The organism is Acidimicrobiia bacterium (assembly GCA_040881685.1).
In the GTDB taxonomy this organism is placed as follows: domain Bacteria; phylum Actinomycetota; class Acidimicrobiia; order IMCC26256; family PALSA-555; genus SHVJ01.
Genome location: JBBECS010000047.1, coordinates 48,583 through 68,244 on the forward strand (window position 1 = coordinate 48,583; position 19,662 = coordinate 68,244).

General features: G+C 69.0%; 17 protein-coding genes. 5 read left to right on the plus strand and 12 right to left on the minus strand.

The genetic code is table 11. The features are described from left to right. Positions 1-49: 49 nt before the first annotated feature. The 6 genes from WEE69_12275 to WEE69_12300 form a co-directional block, all read right to left on the minus strand. Positions 50-832 (minus strand): PspA/IM30 family protein, encoded by a 783-nt coding sequence (locus tag WEE69_12275; protein ID MEX1146071.1) that lies wholly within the window; start codon positions 830-832, stop codon positions 50-52. A gap of 100 nt (positions 833-932) precedes the next feature. Continuing rightward, entirely contained in the window at positions 933-1,700 is a 768-nt protein-coding gene (locus WEE69_12280; GenBank protein MEX1146072.1) for a hypothetical protein, read from the minus strand. A gap of 7 nt (positions 1,701-1,707) precedes the next feature. Beyond that, positions 1,708-3,498, minus strand: a complete 1,791-nt coding sequence (locus WEE69_12285) for an extracellular solute-binding protein (protein ID MEX1146073.1) — start codon at positions 3,496-3,498, stop codon at positions 1,708-1,710. Then, positions 3,495-4,508 carry a hypothetical protein gene (locus tag WEE69_12290; protein ID MEX1146074.1) on the minus strand — a complete coding sequence of 338 codons (1,014 nt, stop codon included), beginning with the start codon at positions 4,506-4,508 and terminating at the stop codon, positions 3,495-3,497. The genes WEE69_12285 and WEE69_12290 overlap by 4 nt, the downstream gene beginning before the upstream one ends. A gap of 85 nt (positions 4,509-4,593) precedes the next feature. Next, positions 4,594-5,976: an AAA family ATPase gene (locus WEE69_12295; protein MEX1146075.1), complete on the minus strand. Its 1,383-nt coding sequence runs from the start codon at positions 5,974-5,976 to the stop codon at positions 4,594-4,596. Beyond that, entirely contained in the window at positions 5,910-6,914 is a 1,005-nt protein-coding gene (locus WEE69_12300) for an alpha/beta hydrolase (GenBank protein MEX1146076.1), read from the minus strand. Before WEE69_12300 ends, WEE69_12295 begins: the two co-directional genes overlap by 67 nt. A gap of 18 nt (positions 6,915-6,932) precedes the next feature. Between WEE69_12300 and WEE69_12305 the strand changes: the two genes are divergently transcribed. Genes WEE69_12305 through WEE69_12315 form a run of 3 tightly spaced genes read left to right on the plus strand, consistent with a single transcriptional unit; the run spans position 6,933 to position 9,153 of the window. Further along, positions 6,933-7,499 carry a hypothetical protein gene (locus tag WEE69_12305; protein MEX1146077.1) on the plus strand — a complete coding sequence of 189 codons (567 nt, stop codon included), beginning with the start codon at positions 6,933-6,935 and terminating at the stop codon, positions 7,497-7,499. 4 nt (positions 7,500-7,503) lie between these two features. Beyond that, complete coding sequence (locus WEE69_12310; GenBank protein MEX1146078.1) at positions 7,504-7,998, plus strand: MOSC domain-containing protein; 495 nt, start codon at positions 7,504-7,506, stop codon at positions 7,996-7,998. A gap of 51 nt (positions 7,999-8,049) precedes the next feature. Next, the gene (locus tag WEE69_12315; GenBank protein MEX1146079.1) at positions 8,050-9,153 is read left to right on the plus strand and encodes a DUF1214 domain-containing protein; all 1,104 of its coding nucleotides are present in this window, start codon (positions 8,050-8,052) and stop codon (positions 9,151-9,153) included. Between the two features lie 3 nt (positions 9,154-9,156). Here WEE69_12315 and WEE69_12320 read toward each other — a convergent pair whose 3' ends face one another. The 5 genes from WEE69_12320 to WEE69_12340 all read right to left on the minus strand — a co-directional run bounded on the left by WEE69_12320 (position 9,157) and on the right by WEE69_12340 (position 17,459). Further along, positions 9,157-10,431 carry a sulfotransferase gene (locus tag WEE69_12320; GenBank protein MEX1146080.1) on the minus strand — a complete coding sequence of 425 codons (1,275 nt, stop codon included), beginning with the start codon at positions 10,429-10,431 and terminating at the stop codon, positions 9,157-9,159. A 207-nt stretch (positions 10,432-10,638) separates the two neighbouring features. Beyond that, complete coding sequence (locus WEE69_12325; protein MEX1146081.1) at positions 10,639-12,078, minus strand: FGGY-family carbohydrate kinase; 1,440 nt, start codon at positions 12,076-12,078, stop codon at positions 10,639-10,641. 115 nt (positions 12,079-12,193) lie between these two features. After that, positions 12,194-13,687: an FAD-binding oxidoreductase gene (locus WEE69_12330; GenBank protein ID MEX1146082.1), complete on the minus strand. Its 1,494-nt coding sequence runs from the start codon at positions 13,685-13,687 to the stop codon at positions 12,194-12,196. Next, positions 13,684-15,336, minus strand: coding sequence for a glycerol-3-phosphate dehydrogenase/oxidase (locus WEE69_12335; GenBank protein MEX1146083.1), 1,653 nt, complete (start codon positions 15,334-15,336; stop codon positions 13,684-13,686). Before WEE69_12335 ends, WEE69_12330 begins: the two co-directional genes overlap by 4 nt. Before the next feature lie 23 nt (positions 15,337-15,359). After that, on the minus strand, positions 15,360-17,459 hold the full coding sequence (locus tag WEE69_12340; protein MEX1146084.1) for a dehydrogenase E1 component subunit alpha/beta: 2,100 nt from the start codon (positions 17,457-17,459) through the stop codon (positions 15,360-15,362). 55 nt (positions 17,460-17,514) lie between these two features. Between WEE69_12340 and WEE69_12345 the strand changes: the two genes are divergently transcribed. Beyond that, positions 17,515-18,567: a dihydrolipoamide acetyltransferase family protein gene (locus tag WEE69_12345; protein ID MEX1146085.1), complete on the plus strand. Its 1,053-nt coding sequence runs from the start codon at positions 17,515-17,517 to the stop codon at positions 18,565-18,567. 570 nt (positions 18,568-19,137) lie between these two features. On the opposite strand, the gene WEE69_12350 is transcribed toward WEE69_12345, so the two are convergent. Further along, a complete protein-coding gene (locus WEE69_12350; GenBank protein MEX1146086.1) occupies positions 19,138-19,314 on the minus strand; it encodes a hypothetical protein in 177 nt (58 codons plus the stop codon). Between the two features lie 100 nt (positions 19,315-19,414). Between WEE69_12350 and WEE69_12355 the strand changes: the two genes are divergently transcribed. After that, positions 19,415-19,662: hypothetical protein (locus WEE69_12355; GenBank protein MEX1146087.1), on the plus strand; the 248-nt coding region annotated here is incomplete at its 3' end.

The following is a 19,662-nucleotide window of genomic DNA, read 5'->3' on the forward strand; positions in this document are numbered from 1 at the left end:
GCCGCAGGGTACCTGCGGCGCGGGCGCTCGCTTGCTCGGCTGGCGAGCCTTAGCCCTTGGCTTCTTTGGCCTCGCCCTTGGCTTCGGCCTTCGGTGCCGCTTTCTCCGGCGCGCTGAGCCCGAGCTCGGACCGCAGCTCGCTGAGCCGCGCACCCGCCTCTGCACTCATCTGTGCCTGCTCGACCTCGAGCATCTTCGTGTCGACGGATGCGCCGGTGAGGTCGGACGTGGCTTGGGCTTTGGAGAGACGCTTCTCGATCTTGTCCCGCACCTGCTCGAAGGTCGGCACGTCTTCGCCGACCTGCTCGTTGAGCGTGGCCATCGCCTTGTTCATCTGCTCCTGCATCTTCGCCTGATCGAGCTGGCTGAGGAGCTTCTCGCGCTCGGCAAGCTTCTTCTGGAGCACCGACGAGTTCTGCGTGACCATCTGCTTGGCCTTCTCTGACGCCTGCGTGGCATCGAGGAGACCCTTCTTCAGCGTCTCGATCTCGGCTTCGAGGTTGATGATCTTGTTGGCGAACGACTCGGCCGCCGTGTTGAAGCTCACCGACTTGTCGGCGTTGCCAGCGCGCATTTCCTGATCTGAGAGCAGGAGCGCCTGGCGCGCCGACTTGTTCGCCTTCTCGTACTCCTCGATGGCGCGGTCGAGCTTGAGCTGGAGCTGCTTCTGGTTGGCGATGACGTTCGCGGCCGACTCGGTCAGCTTGCGGTGCTGATCACGTGCCTCGGTGATCGCCTGCTCGAGCTGGACCTTCGGGTCCGCTTTCTCCTCGAACGCCAAGCCCAGCTTCGCGCCCAGGTACTTCCACCACTTCTTGATCGTCTTCCACATGAGGCCGCAGGCTAGTTGGGCATGGAGGGAGGTTCTACCCGCTCCATTGGTCGTCGTCGCAGGCGACGACTCCTGCTTCGGCGGTCGGCAAAGCCGCCGCCTACGCGCTCGCCCCTGCTGCCTGGGCGGTGCCGCCGGCCTCATCGAGCGCGACCCGCAGCGACTCCATCTCGCTCACGACCTCCTCGACCTGGTCGCCGAGGCCGCCGAGCTCGCCCACGTCCTCGGCCCGGATCGAGAGCTCGACCGCCCGGGCGACGGCCTCGTCGAGGCGCGCGTTCAGCAGCTTGATGCGGTCCTGCGCATCCTCGGCGACATCGATGAGCCGGTCGGCCGTGTCCACCTGCGCCTGGAGCGCCTTGACGGTGCTCTGCTGCACCTCGTTGCGCGACTCGCCCTGCTTGGCCTCCTCCAGGTCCTTGCGGGCGCCGAGCACGTCGAGGTTGCCGATGGCGTCGACCAGCGCGTCGGCGCGGCGCGCGACCCGCCAGCACTCATCGACCCCGGCGTCGATGCGCTCACCGATCTCGACGAGGCGCAGACGCAACGGGCCTTCGTTGGCCGCGGCCACCGCCTTGCGGTAGCGGCGCTGCGCGTCGAGCGCGTCGCGCACGAACCCGCGCCATGGGTCGGAGATGCTCATCGGATCGATGTGCTCACCGCCCGCCCGGCGAGGCAGGAGGGTTGCCACCCGCACGAGCCATGCTGCGGCCGCGATCCCCACGACCGGCAGCGCCGCGAGCCCGGCCAGGATGCCGGCCGCCGCTCCCGCACCTGCGAGCAGGATCGCCGACGGCGCGGTGATCGCGCCGGCGGTCCTCCGGTTCCTCCAGTGCTCAGGCATTGCGTCGACGATCCCCATCAGCATCGACCCATCAGAAGTTGCTGACCACCGCGTTGAACACGTTGATGATCGTGGCCGGGTCGACCGCCGAGTACGACGCCGCGTTCGTGGCTTCGGCGATGCGCCCGAGCGTGGCTTCGTCGGCGTCACCGCCATATGCGATCGGGAAGACCCTCACCGGGGTGCTGCTCTCGCCCTCGTTCTCGCTGCGCAGGAATTTCAGCAAACCCTGGAGATCGTTGTTGCGATCGTCTTCGTTGCGTCCGTCGCTCAGCAAGACGACCGCGTTGATCCGGGTCTCGTCGAACTCGTCGACCATGCGCTCGTACGAGTCGCGCGTCACCGTGTACAGCGGTGTGCCTTGTGTGGGCACGAGGCCCCGGATGTTGCGCTCGAGCGCGTCGAGGTTTTCCGAGACGGGACCGATCGGCACCAGGTCGAGGTAGTCGGTGGGCTCCTCCTCGGAGATCTCGGTGGAGAACACCCGCAGCCCAACCTCGTCGTCCGGGTTGAACTCCTCGAGCGCCGCGATCGCCGCGCGCTTGGCGAGATCGAGCTTCGTGGCACCGGTGCGCGGGTCGGCTTCGTCCCCCATCGATCCCGACACGTCGATCACGAGCAGCACGCGCGCCTTCTTGCGCACGTTGTTCCATTCGTCGATCACACCCGTGAGGACCGAAGGGCTCGGCACTTCGAGCGTCGTCTGGGGCTGCTCGGGGTCGAGGCCGTTCGCGGCGGTGATCGGCTTGCCGATGGCCACCGACGGGTTGCCGGGCCGGAACCCGAACTTCAGCACACGCTCCTGGTTGCGCGCCTCGGTGACGAACGACGCGAACTTGCGTGCCGCCGCGGCTTCACGACTCGAGACCCACGGGGCGTCGAGCACCATCAGTGGGTTGTCGGAGAAGAGCGTCCCTTCCTTGGGGTAGATCGCCACGAGCGGGACGCGCGGCTTGCGGGGCTTTTCGCCGGGATCGAGGATCCCGTCGGGGTCGCCGCGGTTGTAGTCGACCACCGACTTCTCCTCGACCGCGACCGCCGACGCGTAGCCGAACGGGTCGCCCCGGCGATCGGATCGGTAGAGGTTGTTGAGGAACGTGAGCGTGGTGTCGCCGTAGTGCACGACGGCTGACTCCACGGCTCGTGAGTAGGCCTCGACTTCGGGGCGCTGGAGGTCTTCGAGAGTGAGGTCGCGCGTCTTGCCGGTCGCGGCGTAATACTGCGCGACAGTCTCGGCGAGGCCGCTGGTGGAGAAGTTGGGGTTCGTCTTGCCGAACCGGAACGGACCCCATTCGGGGTGTCCCTTCCCGGCCCAACCGGCTGGATCTTGCGCCAATGCCAGCACGTCTTCGAAGCCGAGCGGGGTGTCGGGATACCCGAGCGCCTCGGCCATCGGCTCGGGCATCGCGATGACGAGCGGCGTGAGCATGAACGACTTGCCCGGCGTGGGTACGTACGGCTCCTTCCCGGCGTCGACGCGGCGCTGGTCGAGGACGCCGGCCCAGGTGCTCGCTGCGGGCGACCAGATCACCGGGCGCGGCCCGTTCTTCGCCGGCTTCGGCCAGTCGGCCGCGAGCAGGGTGGCGGCGGCGCCCGACGACTGGCGCTGTACGCGCACTTCGATGCACTGCCCATCGATCTTGGCCGCGTCGGATCCGGCGAAGCGCTCGCCGAGCTCGGTGAGCAGCGTGAGCTTCTCCGGCGACGACGCGATGTCGACGGTGACGCACCCGCCCGCGGCGGCGGGTGACGCACCGAGCGCGAGCGTGCCCGCGGTCAGAGTCGCGACGAGCGCGCCGCTGGTTCGCCGCTTCGAGATCATCCGGTCACCTCGCGCCAGGTCTGGAGGAGTGCGACGAGCGCACCCGAATCGGGAAGGTTGGACCGCCCCTGGAGTGTCGGCTTGTCGCCCTCGCTGTCGGAACGGAAACCGACGTTGGTGAGTGCGTCGTGGCCGTCGTCACCGGTGACGATGTCGGCGAGGTCGGAGCTCCCGCCGACGAACGGTGCGAACACGACATCGACCGTAGCCACGGGGGCAGGGTAGAGCAGCCGCAGTGATTCCTGTCGGTCGCGCGACGCCGGCGTCCGCTCGACGACCGCCTCGGTGGTGGCAACCATGTCATATCTCGCGGGCCCGAACGACAGCATGTGCTCGTACGCATCGGCGTCCAGCTCGGCGGCCCGCTCGACGCGGGCGAACCAGTCGAGGAACGCGTCCTCCTCGAAGTCGTCGCGAGAGAGATCCGAGCGATCGAAGAACTGCGCGGCGGCTTGCCCGATGATCGCGAGACCTTCGCCGGTCGCCTCGGGGTCGGCGTGCCCAGGCTTGACGTCACCCCACGCGGCTTCACCGCCGATGGACTGCCAGCGAGTCCCGGCGACATCACCGAGGCACCGCCACGTGATCTCCCCGCAATGACTCTCGAGCACCTCGGCTCGATCGTCCCAGATCGCCAGCAGCAATGGCGACCGCGCAATCGCCGGCGACGAATCTTCCAGGAGCGGCGCAAGCGACGAACGGACTCGCGCTTCGCGCACGATCTCGGCGTTCGGCTCAAAGGTCAGCCACCCGTCATACGGAAGAGAGGAGGTGGTATCGGCACTCGTAGAGAGCGTGCCCGTCGAGACTCCGGCCGGTTCGAGCACGATCTCGACGTCCGCGTTGCGCGCCAGCTCGTCGCACGCCGCCGCGAGCTCCGTCGCACACAGCACCACCGGCGTGCCGCTGCCGTTCGAGCCGCCGCTGTCGTCGTCGATCCACCAGGACCGCGCGCCGAGCGCGAATCCGACCATCGCCAGCGCCCCGAGCAGGGCCAGCAGTCGTCTCACCTTTCCCGCTCTTGGCACCTGCGGCGCCGGGTCGCTTGGGCCCCGCCTCGGGCGCCGCACGATACGTGCGGCGCTGGTCCTCGCCTCACTCCGTGCTGGCCGGGCTGGGGACGTCGGCCGCAGTCAGGGTGGTGAGCTGCTTGTCGGTCGGGTTCTTCACGTCGACCACACGGCTCGCTTGATGCGTGACGCAGTCTTCGAACAGGTTGCGCGCCGTGCGACCGTTCCCGAACGTGGCGTCGCGCGGCTGCGCCGCGAACCAGGTTTTCACAGCGGCGCGGGCACTCTTGTCGAGCTTGTAGTGGCTCTGCTCGCCGATCGACTCGAAGATCGCCATGAGCTCGTCGTCGCTGTAGTCGGGGAAGTCGATCTGCTTGTTGAAGCGCGATCGGATGCCGGGGTTCGACTCGACGAACTTCTTCATCGGCTCCGTGTACCCGGCCACGATGACGATGAGATCGGCGCGGTCGTCTTCCATCCGTTTTAGCAGAGTCGCGACGGCTTCGGCTCCGAAGTCCTGCTCGCTCTCGGTGACGAGCGCGTACGCCTCGTCGATGAAGAGCACGCCACCCTTGGCCTCGTCACACGCCTTGTTGACCTTGGGCGCGGTCTGGCCCACGTAGCCGGCGACGAGACCCGAGCGATCCGTCTCGAGCAGGTGGCCCTTCGACACCACCTTGAGCACCTTGTAGAAGCGCGCCAGCAAGCGCGCCACCGTCGTCTTGCCGGTGCCGGGGTTGCCGAGGAACACGAGGTGCAGGCTGCGGTCCACGACGGGGAGCTTGCGCTCGCGCCGCATGTTCTCGACGCGCACGAGGTTGATGAGCAGTCGCACTTCGGTCTTGACCGCTTTCAGTCCGACGAGCTTGTCGAGCTCTGCGAGAAGGTCTTCGAGCGTCTCGACTGGTTGCTCTTTGCCGGCATCACCCGGTTCGGGACCGGAGTCTGCAGGGCGCTCGATGTCGGCTGCCTTGATGCGCCGCAACATCATCGAGCGCAACGTGTCCACGGCCAGCAGCTCCTCGCGCGTTGGCGTGGTGTCGATCGCGCAGACCGCGTGCGCGACGCGCATGGCGTTGTCGTAATAGCGCCACGCGTAAGCCGTCTTCGCCTTGGCGTCTGCTGTCACGATCGTCTCGAACAGCGGCGACGGGGTGATCGGGAAGCCCCGGTGCTGGCGAATCGCGGGGCTGTCACGCAACGACTCGGGTGTGGCGCCGCGCAGCGACTCGAACCACGATGACAGGGCGACCGTGAACGACCGCAGCTCGGCGTCGCTCGGGTGGCCGTCGGAGGTGATGACGCTGGCCGCGATGGCCTGTACCTCGAGCGCGGCGTCTCGCTCGAGCGCGCCCCGGTCGACGGTGGTCCCCCCGCCCCGGAGGGCGGCGAGCACGTCGGTCAGCTCGGTGACGAAGGCTCTGACCGGCTCGTCGAGGAGGCCGGTACTGGGGCTGGGCTCTGGCACCCCGACATCCTCGCATTCAGCCAGCCGGAGAGGACCGCCACGAGGCGGTCGGGGTCCTCGAGCTGTGGGGCGTGGCCGACGCCGTCGAGCACGCGGAGCTCGACATGGTCGTTGCGGGTCGCGGCCTCGCGTGCGGCGACCAGGCTCACGAGGCGGTCGTGCTCGCCGTGCACGAGGAGCATCGGGCACTCCACCGCCGCGGCGAGGTCCTCGTTGATGCCGCGGGCCAGGTACAGCAGCAAGGTTCGCGCCGCTTCGGCGTACGCACCCGCGGCCTCCGGGTAGCCGTACCGCTCGGCCGCGAGCGCGATGAGGCGGCGTCGCAGGTCGGGGTCGAGGCGACCCGTGTCGTGCAAGCTCCACGACAAGGTCGCGTCGACCAGGCGTTCCGGACCGAGCATGCGGGCGCGGGTGCGCACGACTCGACCGCCGAGCGAAGACACCATCACCGGCGCGAAGCGCGCGAGCCGGAGGAAGTCGACCACGCTGGGCCGTGGGTGTGGGAGCGCGGGATCGACCAGCACGAGGCTGGTGACGAGATCGGGACGCCGGGCGGCGACCCCGATCGCGATCGATGCCCCCATCGAGTTGCCGACCGCGACCGATGGACCCTGGACCTCGAGGAGCGCGGTTACAAGCTGGCGGTTGGACGCGATCGACGCCGAGCGTTCCGGCGCGCGCGTTCGTCCGAAGCCGATGAGATCGACGGCGGTGACCGGCGCACCAAGGGCGTCGGCCAGCGGTTGACCGATCGGCTCCCACGACAACGTGTTCGCGCCGAGCCCGTGGACGAGAAGAACGCGGTGCTGGTCCTCACGAGGCTCGATCGGTGTCCACTCCACGGCGTGCACTCGCACACCGTCGGCCTCGAGGTGGTGCGCGCGCCCGAGCGGCGCGCGACTTGACGACGCATGCTCCGATTCTTCCTGCCCGCCCACGCCTGTCAATGTAGTGGGATGACCTTCACGTCGAACGACGATCGACCGCATTCGGGCGTTGTCGACGAGGGATGGGTGGAGACGTGGGGCTTCGAGCTGGCTCGCGCGGACGGGTTACGAGGGTTGGCTCGGCTGACTCTCATTCCCGCCAACCGCTCGTGCTGGTGGTGGACGTACTTCGTGAGCCATGAGCTCGGCATCGTGATCGTGCGTGACGAAGAGGTGTCGCTCCCGCGGCGCGCCGAGTCGATGGAGGTGCGCGGCGACGGCTTGTGGGCCGAGCTTGTGTGCGAGGCGCCTTTCGAGCACTGGGGTATCTCGCTCGAGGCGTTCGGCTTGCGCGTCGACGAACCAGAAGACGACGTGGGTGAGCGCCTCCCTGTCGGACTGGACGTCGAGTGGGAGTTCCAAGCCGAGGCCGAATCAGTCGACGTGGCCGGCGGCACTCGATACGTGCAGAACGGCACGATGCACGGCGAGGTGCTCATCGGCGACGATCGCATCGAGTACGAGGGGTCGTGCGTTCGGGATCACGCGTGGGGTCGAATTGAGCTGCCGACGTGGCCGTCGCGTTTGACAGACTGATCCAATGGCTGACGGGCGATTCGAAGGGCGGGTCGTCGGGATCTACGTGGCGCCGAGTGAAGGCGCTCCCATGGAGGCGCGCGACGAGGTGCGCGCGCTCGCCGGCAAGGGGCTCGAAGGTGACCGGTACGCGATCGAAGCCGGTACGTACTCGGGGAAGCGCATCGAGGATGCGCAACGAGCCGTCACGCTCATCGAGCGCGAGGCTGTGCAAGGAGCCGACGCCGAGCACGGGATCGAGCTCGCCGAAGGTGAGACGCGCCGCAACATCGTCACCGAGGGTGTGCGGCTCAATGATCTGGTTGGTCAGGAGTTCCTCGTTGGAGGCGTGCATCTCCGCGGCTTCGACCTCTCCCATCCATGTACGTACCTCGAGGAGCAGACGCGCCCGGGTGTGCGCAAGGCACTCGTCGACCGTGGTGGCCTGCGCGCTGAGATCCTCGACGACGGCCCCATCCGCGTCGGCGACACCATCACCCAAAGAGGAGGCTCCCACTAGCCTGCTCGCGACGGCGACCAATGGAGGCGCGTAGCGCCGAGAGTGGGGAAGATGGATCCTGACAACTACGAGACGACTGCCGTCGTCCACGAGCTGATCGACACGCTCAAGGAGCTCGACAACAGGTTCTTCGAAGGCCCGAACGCGCTGGGCGACGACCAGCAGGTCCTCGAGGGCTACAAGTGGATCTTCTCGATCCTCCAGGTGGCGCTCGACACTCAGGTGTGGGGCGACCCGGCAAACCCCCGCTTCGTCGAGATCGTCGGTCCGTACAAGAAGTGGGGTGGCGACAACGCCGATGCCTTCTACCAGTTCGCCCCCGTCGATCCCGACGTCGTGTACCGCGTCACCGGCGTGAGGGGCGACGCGGCGTACCTCTCGCTCACCGTGTACGGCGGGCCGCGCGACGGTCACTATTCCGAGCGCATCGTCGGCACCGTCAACGACCGCGACCACCTGAAGATCCGTAAGAACGGCAAGTTCGAGCTGATGATGGCGAGGGAGCGGCCGAAAGGTTGGAAGGGCCCGTTCCTCCAGCTCGAGGACGACGCCGTCGCTGCGATCACGCGCGACTACCTCGAGGATCCGGTGCGCGGGAAGCGGTGCCAATGGCATATCGAGTCGGTCGATCCACCGACCACGTACCGCGAGGATGACGCCGACCTGGCTCGGCGATTCCGCGCCGCGCTCACCTGGGTGCGCGACCAGGCGCAGATGGTGCCGCTCGGCCTCGGCGCGGCCAACCAGATCGACGAGCCGTACCCGGTGCAGAAGGTCACGTTCGGCTGGGCAGCCGGCGACGCCGCGTACGCGATGGGCAGCTTCGACCTCGCGCCGGACGAAGCGCTCGTCATCACGGGGCGCTCACCCGAGTGTGCGTTCTGGAACTGCTGCCTCTGGAACCAGTTCATGCACACCTACAACTATGAGTACGAGCGCGTGACGATCAACGGCACACAGACCCACTACGAAGACGACGGCTCCTGGACGCTGGTCGTCGCGCACGAGGACCCTGGCCACCCGAACTGGCTCTCGACCGCTGGCCACCCACGCGGCCGCATGTGGTTCCGCTGGTTCTACCCGTCCGACACGCCCGATCGACCGGAGACCAAGGTCGTCAAGCTCGCCGACGTCCCCGCGGTGCGGGGGTTCTGAGCCTTAATCCTCCAGCGTGACGTTGAAGCGGTCGGTGTAAGTGCGCATGGCTTCGCGGCGCTCGGTCGGGTCGATGCCGAAGTCGCCTTGGAGGTCGTAGGTCAGTCCGCCGTGGCGGCCGCGGGGGTGGTCGGCCATGAACGATTCCATCGCGGCCCGCACGTCCGGTGTGAACGGCTGGTCGGCTACTCGGTAGATGCGCTCGACCATGGCCACGTCGTCGGCCATGAACTCGTCGAAGGCGACGTCGATGGTGTGGTCCGGCGGCAGCAGCTGGTGGTCGCGCATCCCGGCGTTGAGCATTTCCTCGATGCGGTCGGACCAGTACTGCCCGATGTGCTTCGGGTCAACGACGTCGTGGCTGAGGCGCGCGGTGTACGCCAGCATCGTGGCGTTCGATGCGATGACGGCGACGGGGTCGCGGTGCGTGACGACGAGCGTGGCGTCGGGAAACACGCGCAGCAACGGTTGGAATTGCTCGAGATGTTGCGGCGACTTGAGCACCCAGCGCGCGCCTGAAGGCCGCTGCCACTGGAGCACCTGGAGCACTTTGCGCAGGTACTCGTAGTGAGGTGTCTGGTCGTGCGTGACGTACCACTGCTTCCACGCAGGCAGCACCCCCATCGTCTCGAAGAGCATCGTCGAGAAGTCGATGGCGAGCAGCTGGATCTCCTCGTGCACGTGGTCGACCGTCATCTCGTGCATGCGCTTGAAGTGCGGCATCGCCTCGTCGAGGATCCGGAGCCCGGCGCCGGTTCGCTCGCGGCGGGGGTCTTCGCTACCCGCGGCGACCGCGGCGCGCTCGTCGGCTGGAAGCACCGGTTCGAGGCTCTCCCAGTACGGAAGCGAGCGGACGGCCGGGTCGGCGGCGATCAGGTTGTGCAGGTGGGTCGTGCCCGTGCGGGGCTGGCCCACGATGAAGATCGACCGCTCGATCGCAACGTCGAGGATCTCAGGGTGGGCCAGCACGAGGTCTTCGACGAGGAGACGGTTCTTCAGGAGCTGGAGCACCTGCGCGTGCGCGCTGACGCGCCCCATCGCCGAGCGCTCGCGCTGGGAGTCGAGCGCGCCGACCAGCACACTCAGCGGCTCCCAGAAGCTCTCGTCACCGAAGTCGTGCAGGCCGGTCTCGGCCTGCGCCTGCGCGACGAGTGCGTCGGGTGTGAGCTCGAGCTCGGCGGCGATGGGCTCGACGGCCTGCATCATCTCGGCGACGTGCGGCGCGAACTGCGGGGCGGCGAGGTCGTCGATGTGGATCGAAGCGGGGCGCGCGCTCACGGGCGGGGAGCGTACCGGGGTCCATCCGATCGGCTTCGGGAGAGAGAGAGGGCCGCGGCGGCGCGGCACGGGAGGCGCCGCCGCAGCCCAGCCGTCCCAGCCGCGCGACGAGAGCTCGAGGGGATCAGAGTCGCCGCGTGACCGGGCCGGACACGATGTCCGTGACACGGCGCCGAGTGACGGGTGACGCCGGCGTGCGTCCTCGACTCAAAACTCGATCGCGGACAGGTCGGGTTGCCACGCTTCGGCACGCGTGACCGCTTCGCGCCAACGGTCGCGATCGAGCACTCGCTCTGGCTCGACGCGAGCGCCGGGCTTCCACGTGCTCGCGATGTCGTCGTCGTGCGTCCACCACCCGATCGCGGCTCCGGCGGCGAACGCCGCGCCGATCGCCGTGGCTTCGCGCACCGGCGCAACCTCGACCGGCCGTTGCGTCGCGTCGGCCAGCGCCTGGACGAACGTGAGGTTGGCGGCCATGCCCCCATCGATCCGCACGATCTCGATGGTGCAGGCGCTGTCGGCTTCGGCGGCCTCGACGAGGTCGGCGCCCCGGTGGGCGACGCCTTCGAGCACGGCGCGCACAATGTGTGCCCGCTCGGTGCCGCGCGTCAGCCCCACGAGCGTCCCGCGCGCGCCAAAGTCCCACTGGGGCGTGCCGAGTCCGAGCAGCGCGGGCACGAACCACACGTCGCCGGTGTCGGCGCAGGTTGCCGCGACGGCGTCGGTCTCCTCGGCCGATGCCACGAGTCCGAGGTCGTCGCGCAACCACTCCACGTTGGTGCCGGCCGAGAGCATCACCGCTTCGAGTCCCCAAGTGTCGGCGTTGCCGACCCGCCGCGTCACGATCGGGTACGTCCCCGCGTGGCCACGCAGGTCGATCGGTGGGCGTTGTGGCCCGAGCACGAGATCGAGCATTCCGCCGGTGCCGAAGGTGATCTTGGCGTCGCCCGGTCGCACGCAGCCCTGACCGAGCAGCGATGCCTGTTGGTCACCGAGCAGGCCGGTGATCGGCGGTGCGCCGGGCAACGCCGACGCGGTTGCGAGTGCGCCAGACGAGTCGACGACCGTGGGGAGCGTGCGCTCGGGGATGCGCAGTGCTTCGAGGACGGTGGTGTCCCACGCGTCGTTCGCCGCGGTGCGCGTCCCGGTGATCGGCGCGTTGGTTCCGTCGGTGGCGTGGACCGAGCCGCCCGTGAGCGTCCACACGATCCACGCGTCCACGGTGCCGATACAGAGGTCGCGGGCGCGGTCGGGATCCGCTGCGTCGAGCAGCGCTTCGAACTTCGTCGCCGAGTGGTTCGGGCCGAGCCGCACTCCCGATGGCGCGAGCTCGAGGCACCGCACGACCGTGCGCAGGTCCTGCCAGCCGATGCCCGGCCCGACCGGCGCGCCCGTGTGCCGGTCCCACACGATCGCCGAGCCGCGCTGGTTGGCGATGCCGACGGCCGAGACCTCGCCCACCTCGTCGATCGCCATGCGTGCGAGCTGGAGCGCTGCGTCTGCCATCGCGGCGGCGTCAAACTCGACCAACCCGGGCGCGGGCGACGACGGCAGGAGTGGCGTGCGGTGCTCGGCGACCACGTGCGCATCGCCGTCGACCACCACCGCCCGCACCGACGACGTCCCCACGTCGACGACGAGGATCATGTGACGACCAGAGGTGAGCGCCCGCGCCGCAGGTACCAGGCGGCATTCGCAGCGAGCCGGTCGCCGAAGTGAAGTGGAGCGGCCCGGCCCACGGGGCCGAAAGCGGGGAATCGGGTCACGGCCAGGCGGGGGAGGGGCCGAACGGGCTCGGGAGGCCGAGCTTGCCGGGGTTGAGGATGCCGTTGGGGTCGAGCGCGTCCTTCGTTGCGACGAGCACGTCGAAGGCATCGCCGAGCGCTTCACGCACGAAGCGGGCCCGGTTCAGACCGACGCCGTGGTGATGGCTGAGCGCGCCACCGTGGCCGAGGACGGCCCGGGTGCCGGCGTCCCAGGCAGCGCGGTAGTACGCCTCGCGTCCGTCGGCGGGTGGTTGGCCCGCGAACGTGAAGTAGAGGCACGCGCCGTCACCGTACGAATGTGATTGATGTGCCGACGCGACCAGCGTGTGCTCGACGCCGGCGATCGCGGCGGTCGTCGCGTCGTAGATCGCCGGGAGGTCTCGCCAGCTCGCAGCGATCTCCATCGTGTCCACGACGTACCCGCGCGAGATGAGTGCCTCGAGCGCGCTGACGTCGTTGCGGTGCTCGAGCCATCGGTCGACGAGCTCGGCGTCGAGCGCCGAAGCGTCCGCGCACTCTTCGCGCACGATCGCCATCGTGCCTGCGATCAACAGGGGATCCCCCTCGTCGAGCCCTAGCAGCGGGTGGTGCTCACCGGTCTGAAAGTTGCGCTCGCCTTCGATCGCGTCGTAGAGGCGCAGCACCGCCGGAGTGGCGCCGCGATGCAGGATCCGTCGACAGGCGTCGAGGCCGTCGGCGAACGATTCGAAGCCGAACGCGGCGCGCACTGTGGCCGGCGGCGCTGGGTGCAGCCGCAACCGCGCGCTCGTGATGATGCCGAGGGTCCCTTCGCTGCCGACGAACAGCTGGGTGAGGTCGGGGCCGACCGCGGCGCGTGGCGCGCCACCCGTCGTGATGCGTTGCCCGTCGGCGAGCACCACGTCGAGTCCGACGACGATGTCCTCGATCTTGCCGTACCGGGTGGAGTGCTGACCCGCGCCGCGACACGCAAGCCAACCGCCCACGGTGGACAGGTCCATCGATTGGGGCCAGTGCCCGATCGTCACACCGTGTGTGGACTGCAGCTCGTCCTCGAGTGGCGTGCCGAACGTGCCCGCGCGCACATCGAGGATCATCGAGTTGCGGTCGATGTCGACGATGCCGGACACCCCGCACAGGTCGAGCACGACACCGCCATGCAGGGGAACGCTCGCGCCGCACACGCCGGAGCGCCCGGCCGCGGCTGTCACCGGCAGCCGCGCCTCGTTGGCCACCCGCAGCAGAGCCGAGATCTCGTCGACCGTGGTTGGCCGGGCAACTGCAGCCGCGCGCGCCGCCACCTGGCCGTCGAGTGCCCACACCATGGCGAGCGGCCACCAGTCGCGGCTCGCCTCGGCGAGCGCGCTGGGCTCGACGGTGACGTCGGCGCACGCACCGCGCAGGCGTTCGAGCAGCGCGTCGTTGACGTCGACGAAGGCGGCATCGAGCCGGGCCGTCACCTCGGCCGCGTCCCGACCGAACTCGATCGGCGGTGTCGGCGCTCCGGTCACGCCCCGAGTGTCGCGTCGAGGGCGGTGTCGGGGAGGCCGGCCGACTCTCGCTCGTGCGCCACGGAGGCGCGGTAGGCGTCGGCTTGACGCGCCGCCTCGTCGGCCGTCCAGCCCAGCTCGGGTGCGAGCAGCTCCGCGACCGCACCCGCGGCCGCCGCCGAAGCGTCTCGGGCGAGCAGGCGGGCACGGGTCCGGCGCGAGAGCACGTCGTCGACGGTGGTCGCCATCTCGTGGCGTACGGCATGAATCGCTTCGGCGCGGAGATAGGGGAGGCCGGGCACGAGCGCCTCGCCGAGGCTCGGATCCGTGTGCACCAGCCCGTGGATCGCGTCACCTTCGGTTCCGTAGCGCCCGGCGAGGTGATCATGCAGGCTCGGCTCGGGCGTGTCGGGCGGCGACTCGAAGCCGTCGGCTCCGAGCAGCTTCAAGTGCTTGGTCTTGGACTTGGCGCGTCGGCGATCGAGGATGCGCGCCGCTTGATCCACCGTGTCGGCGGCCATGCGGCGATACGTCGTGAGCTTCCCGCCGGTGATCGTGATCACACCGCTCTCCGACACGCGAACGGCATGGCGACGCGAGAGGTCGGCGGTGCGCGTGCTCCCTGCCTCACGCAGGAGCGGGCGCAACCCGGCCCACGTGCTCAACACGTCGCTCGGAGCAAGTGGTTCGACGATCGCGCGATTGAGCGCGCTGAGCAGGTAGTCGACGTCGTCTGGCGTGCACTGCGGGTCGTCGAGCGAACCTTCGTAGTCCGTGTCGGTTGTACCGATGTAGGTGAAGTCCCCCCACGGCACCACGAACACCGACCGTCGGTCCTTGGGCACCGGCACGATCGCGGCGATGTCGTTGCGCACCTTTTCCCACGGCACGGTGACGTGGATGCCCTTCGCCGGTCGGATCGACTCGGGATCCGCGCCCTCGTCGAAGGCGCGCACGTCGTCAGCCCACACCCCGGCCGCATTGATCACGACGCGTGCCCGTACCTCGATCTCGGAGTCACCCATGACGACGCGCGCACCGCGCACCTCGCCGGCCTCGTTCTTCAGCAGCGCTGTGACGCGCGCGTGGTTGGCGATCGCGGCGCCGTGGCTCGCGGCCGTTCGGGCGATGCAGAGCGTGAGCCTGGCGTCATCGGTCCTGGCGTCCCAATACAGGTAGGCCGAGGCAACGTTGTCGCGCCGCAGCGTGGGCATGTGTGCCATCGCCTCGTCGCGATTGATGCGCTGGTGCTTCTTGCGGATTCGGAAGCCCCCGGCCAGGTCGTACATCCACATCGCGACGCCGAGGGCGCGGGCGATCCGCCGATCGATCAGCCCGTCACGGGCGAAGATCGGAATGAGGAAAGGCAGCAGTCGAACGAGGTGGGGCGCGTTCTCCAAGGCGAGGTGGCGCTCGCGCAGGCCCTCGTACACGAGTCCGAACTCACGCTGCTGGAGATAGCGGATCCCGCCGTGCACGAGCTTGGAGGACTTCGACGACGTCCCCGACGCGAAGTCGTCACGTTCCACGAGGGCCGTGCGCAGCCCGCGGCTGGCCGCGTCGAGCGCGCACCCAGCGCCGGTGATCCCCCCGCCGACGACCAGCACGTCGAACTCCTCGTCGGCCAGCCGCCGCAGCATCGAAGCGCGGTCGAACTCGAGGAGGCCCATGCGACGAGGTTACTGGTGAGTATTCAATACGCCAGCAGCGAGCGCAGGTCGCGTTCGATGTCGCTCACCTGCGGGAGGATCGCGTCCTCGAGCGACGGCTCGTACCCCACGAGCGTGTCGAGCGCGCCGCGCCGCATCACCGGGGCGTCGAGGTCCTCGAAGCACTCGTCGGCGATCCACGAGGCGATCTCGCCACCGAACCCGGCCGTGATGGTGTCTTCGTGGAGCACGAGCACGCGTCCGGTCTTGGCCACCGACTCGGCCACGATGTCGTGGTCCCAGGGCACGATCGTGCGCAGATCGATCACCTCGATGCGCCCGCCATCGGGGTCGAGCTCGTGTGCGGCCTGGAGCGCGCGGTGCACGGTCGCTCCCCACGTGACCACCGTGACGGCGTCGCCCGAAGCGACAACCGTCCCGCGACCGAATGGCAGCAGCCAGTCCGCGGGTGGATACGGGTCGCGGTTGTAGCCCTGGCGGTACAAGTGCTTGTGCTCGAGGAAGAGCACCGGGTCTTCGCAACGGAACGCGGTGCGTAACAGCCCGGCCGCGTCGCGGGCGCGAGACGGGAACACCACATGGATCCCGGGGATGTGGGCGAAGATCGACTCGCCGCATTGCGAGTGCCAGATCGCGCCACCGGTGAGGTAGCCACCGATTGGCACGCGCAGCACCATCGGAACCGAGAAAGCGCCGTTGCTGCGCCAGCGGATCGTGGTGGCTTCGGTCTTGATCTGCTGCATCGCGGTCCAGATGTAATCGAAGAACTGGATCTCCGGACACGGCCGCAGTCCGCGTATCGCCTGACCGATCGCCCGACCCACGATGTTCGCCTCGGCGAGGGGCGTGTTGTAGCAGCGCGCGACGCCGTGCTCGCGTTGGAGCCCGAAGGTGATCCCGAACACACCGCCCTTGCCCGGCACCTCTTCGAGCGCGGTCGGGTCACCGTCGGCCACGTCTTCACCGAACACGCGGATGCGCTCGTCGCGGGCCATCTGCTCGAGCAGCGTGAGGCGGATTGCCTCGCCGAACGTAACCACCTCGCCTTGCTCACCGACCTCAACGGGCTCGGGCGGGAGCTCGGTGACCGTTGCGGGCGCGACGACGTGGTCTCGCACGGTCGCCGGATCGGGCCGCGGTGATGCGAGCGCGGTCTTCGCCGCCTCAGCGACGAGCGCGACCGCGCCATCGTGGATCTCCTTGGCCTGTACTCGGGTCAGAGCGCCGCAACCGACGAGCTCCTCCTCGAGCACCTTGATCGGGTCGTGCTCGGCTTCGTCCTCGAGCTCGGCGTGGGGGCGGTATTTCTTCTGATCGTCGGAAAGGGAATGCGAGTACGGCCGCGTCACGATGGCGTGAATGAGGCACGGACCGGCGCCAGCGCGGACGCGATCCACCGCGTGAGCGCCCTTGTCGCGCGTCTCGAAGTAGTCCCGACCGTCGAGCTTGGTCACGTGCAGGCCACGGAATCCGGCCACGAGCTCGGAGATCGGTGCTGGCGCACCGTCGGCGGCGCGCGTGGAAATGGCATATCCGTTGTCCGCGACCACGTAGAGCACAGGGAGCGCGAGCCGGCACGCCGTGTTGAGGCTTTCCCAGAACTCTCCTTGCGAGGTCGCGCCCTCGCCGAGCGACACATAGGTGAGCTCGTCGCCGTATGCACGGCACCCGGGGAGGTCGCGGCGCACGATGTAGCGCGACGCCTCGGCGCACCCCACTGCCGACAGGCACTGACTGCCGGTGGCGCTCGACTGCGTGACGATGTTCTTGGCCGCGTCGCCCCAATGGCACGGCATCTGGCGCCCGCCTGATGCCGGATCGTCGGCGGACCCCACTGCCTGGAGCAGGATCTCCAAGGGCGTCACACCCAGACCGAGCACGAGCGCGCGATCCCGGTAGTAGGGGAAGAACCAGTCATACCCGGGGCGCAGCACGCGCGCGAGGGCGAGGAGCAGGGCCTCATGACCAGCACCAGAGATCTGGAAGAACGCGCGGCTCTGCTGGCGCAGCGCGATCTCACGGTCGTCGAGGGCACGGGACACGCACGCGAGTCGAAAGTCGTCAACGGCCTCGGAGATCGCGACGCCTCGGTGGTGCCCGGTGAGCCATTCGTGGAGCTTCACCGGCCGGGACACTACCGGCCGCACCGATCGACCCAGCATGGATACGGTGAGCGCGATGCGCAAGTCCCGAGGCGGCTTCCTCTCCCCCGTCGTGCGCCGGCTCCTCGCGGAGCACGGTCTCGACGCGTCGGAGGTCGAGGGCACCGGCACGGGTGGGCGCATCACGCGCGGCGATGTGGAAGCCGTCGTCGCGGCCCGAGGTGGCGATGCCTCACCGCAGGCCTCGGTCCCGGCCCAGCCCGCGGCCGAGCCGCCGCCTCCCCCGATCCGGGTCACGAGCCCGCGGGACAGCGACGAGGTTGACAGCGCCGAGGAGGCAGAGGACCAGGCCACACCACCCGCGCGGGAGCCTGCAGCCGCGAGCTCAGCCGCAGCGGGCGAGCCGCACGAGACGCTCGTGCCGTTCACGGCCATCCGGCGGCGCATCGCCATGAACCTGCGCGAGTCGGTGGCCACAGCTGCGCACGCGTTCTGCGCGGTCGAGGCCGACTTCGAACGAGTCGACCGGGTCCGCCGCGCGCACGCCGACGCATGGCGCGAGCGCGAGGGCTTCTCGCTCACGTATCTCCCGTTCGTCGCCCGTGCGGTCTGCGAGGCGTTGGTGGAGTTCCCGCACGTGAATGCGTCGGTCGTGGAGGACGGGCTCCTTGTTCGCCATGACGTGCACCTGGGCTTCGCGGTCGACCTCGACCACGAAGGGCTGATCGTGCCGGTCGTGCGCGAAGCTGGCAGCCTTCGACTCGTAGAGATCGCCCGGGCGATCGCTGATCTCGCGGTACGCGCTCGCGCCGGGAAGCTGGGGCCCGACGACGTCACGGGTGGCACCTTCACGATCACCAACCCGGGTCCGAGCGGCACGCTGCTCTCGGTGCCGATCATCAATCAGCCACAGATCGGGATCCTGGCGACCGACACCGTGCGCCGTCGCCCGGTGATGGTTCCCACGGGCGACGGCGGTGAGGGGGTGGCTGTCCACGCGGTGGGGATGCTCGGGTTGTCGTTCGACCACCGGGCGATCGACGGCGCCTATGCGGCGTCGTTCGTGAGCCGGGTGGCAGCGATTGTCGAGGCCCACGATTGGGAGCCTGAGGTCAAACCGGTCACCTGAGCTGCGGAGAACGCCCGAACGCGGCTCGGGTCCGGGCTCGGGGCTGCCGAAACATTCTCCGGACTGGGGCGTGGCGGCTCATCGGAGGCAGACATGCTGGTACGCGGCGCGCCGGCAGGCCGACGCTCGCGAGCGCGCCGACGCGTCGCGCCGAACGCAATCCCTGCAGCCACCGCCAATCCCTGCGCTTCCTCCACTCGCACGCGCGCCCTCGGTCCGGCGGTGTTCCTCGCGCTCGAGTCGGCCCTTGGCCGGCGGAACCCGCGGCTGACGGCCGTCCCGTCGACCGCGCGGCTCGCCGACTCGCGGTCAGCAATCCTTTACCCTGCGCGAACCTTGATCCGGTTCGTCCCGCTCAAGTTTCCGGTGAGAAGCCGCCGACACCGAAAGAGGCGGGATGCACGGAAAGGATCTGGGACTGCGCCCGTTTTGGGGAACTCGGCTTGCCACGTTGGCTCTGATCGTCGCGTGCGGGGTGGGAATGGGCGCGGCGATCGCAAGCGCAGGCGTTCGTAGTCACGGCGGGGGAAACGGCGGTCACCCGGTCGACGACCGGTGTAAGCAGCCGAGTCACCAGTGGAAGTGGTACTGCCAGCCGTCGACGACGAGCACGACCACGAAGCCGACGACCACGACCACCCGACGGCCGCCCACGACCACCACGACCATGAAGCCGTCCACCACCACGACCACGAAGCCCCACGGGAGCACGACAACGACGACGTTGTCGCCGGCGACCACACCCACGACGGGCGCGCCGCCCGACTCGCCGCCGACGCAACCAACGCCTCCGCCCTCTGGGGTCGACGATGCTCCCGCGCCGTCTGACGGCGATTCGTTCGTCGCATTGCCTGCCCCACCCGCCGCGACGCCTCCTGCCGCCGCTCCCAACCTGCCGGCGTTCATCGACATCCCCGGCGTCAACATCCCCGGCATCAACGGCCTCTTCGACGACGACCCGGGCGATCTGCCGCTCTTGATGGCCCTGCTCATCGCGGTCGCGGGACTGGCGACCGTCGCTCTCGTGCTGCGCGGGACATTCGGGCGCAGTCCACACCTTCCCGTGGTCGACGAAACTGCCTCACTGAAGTTCCA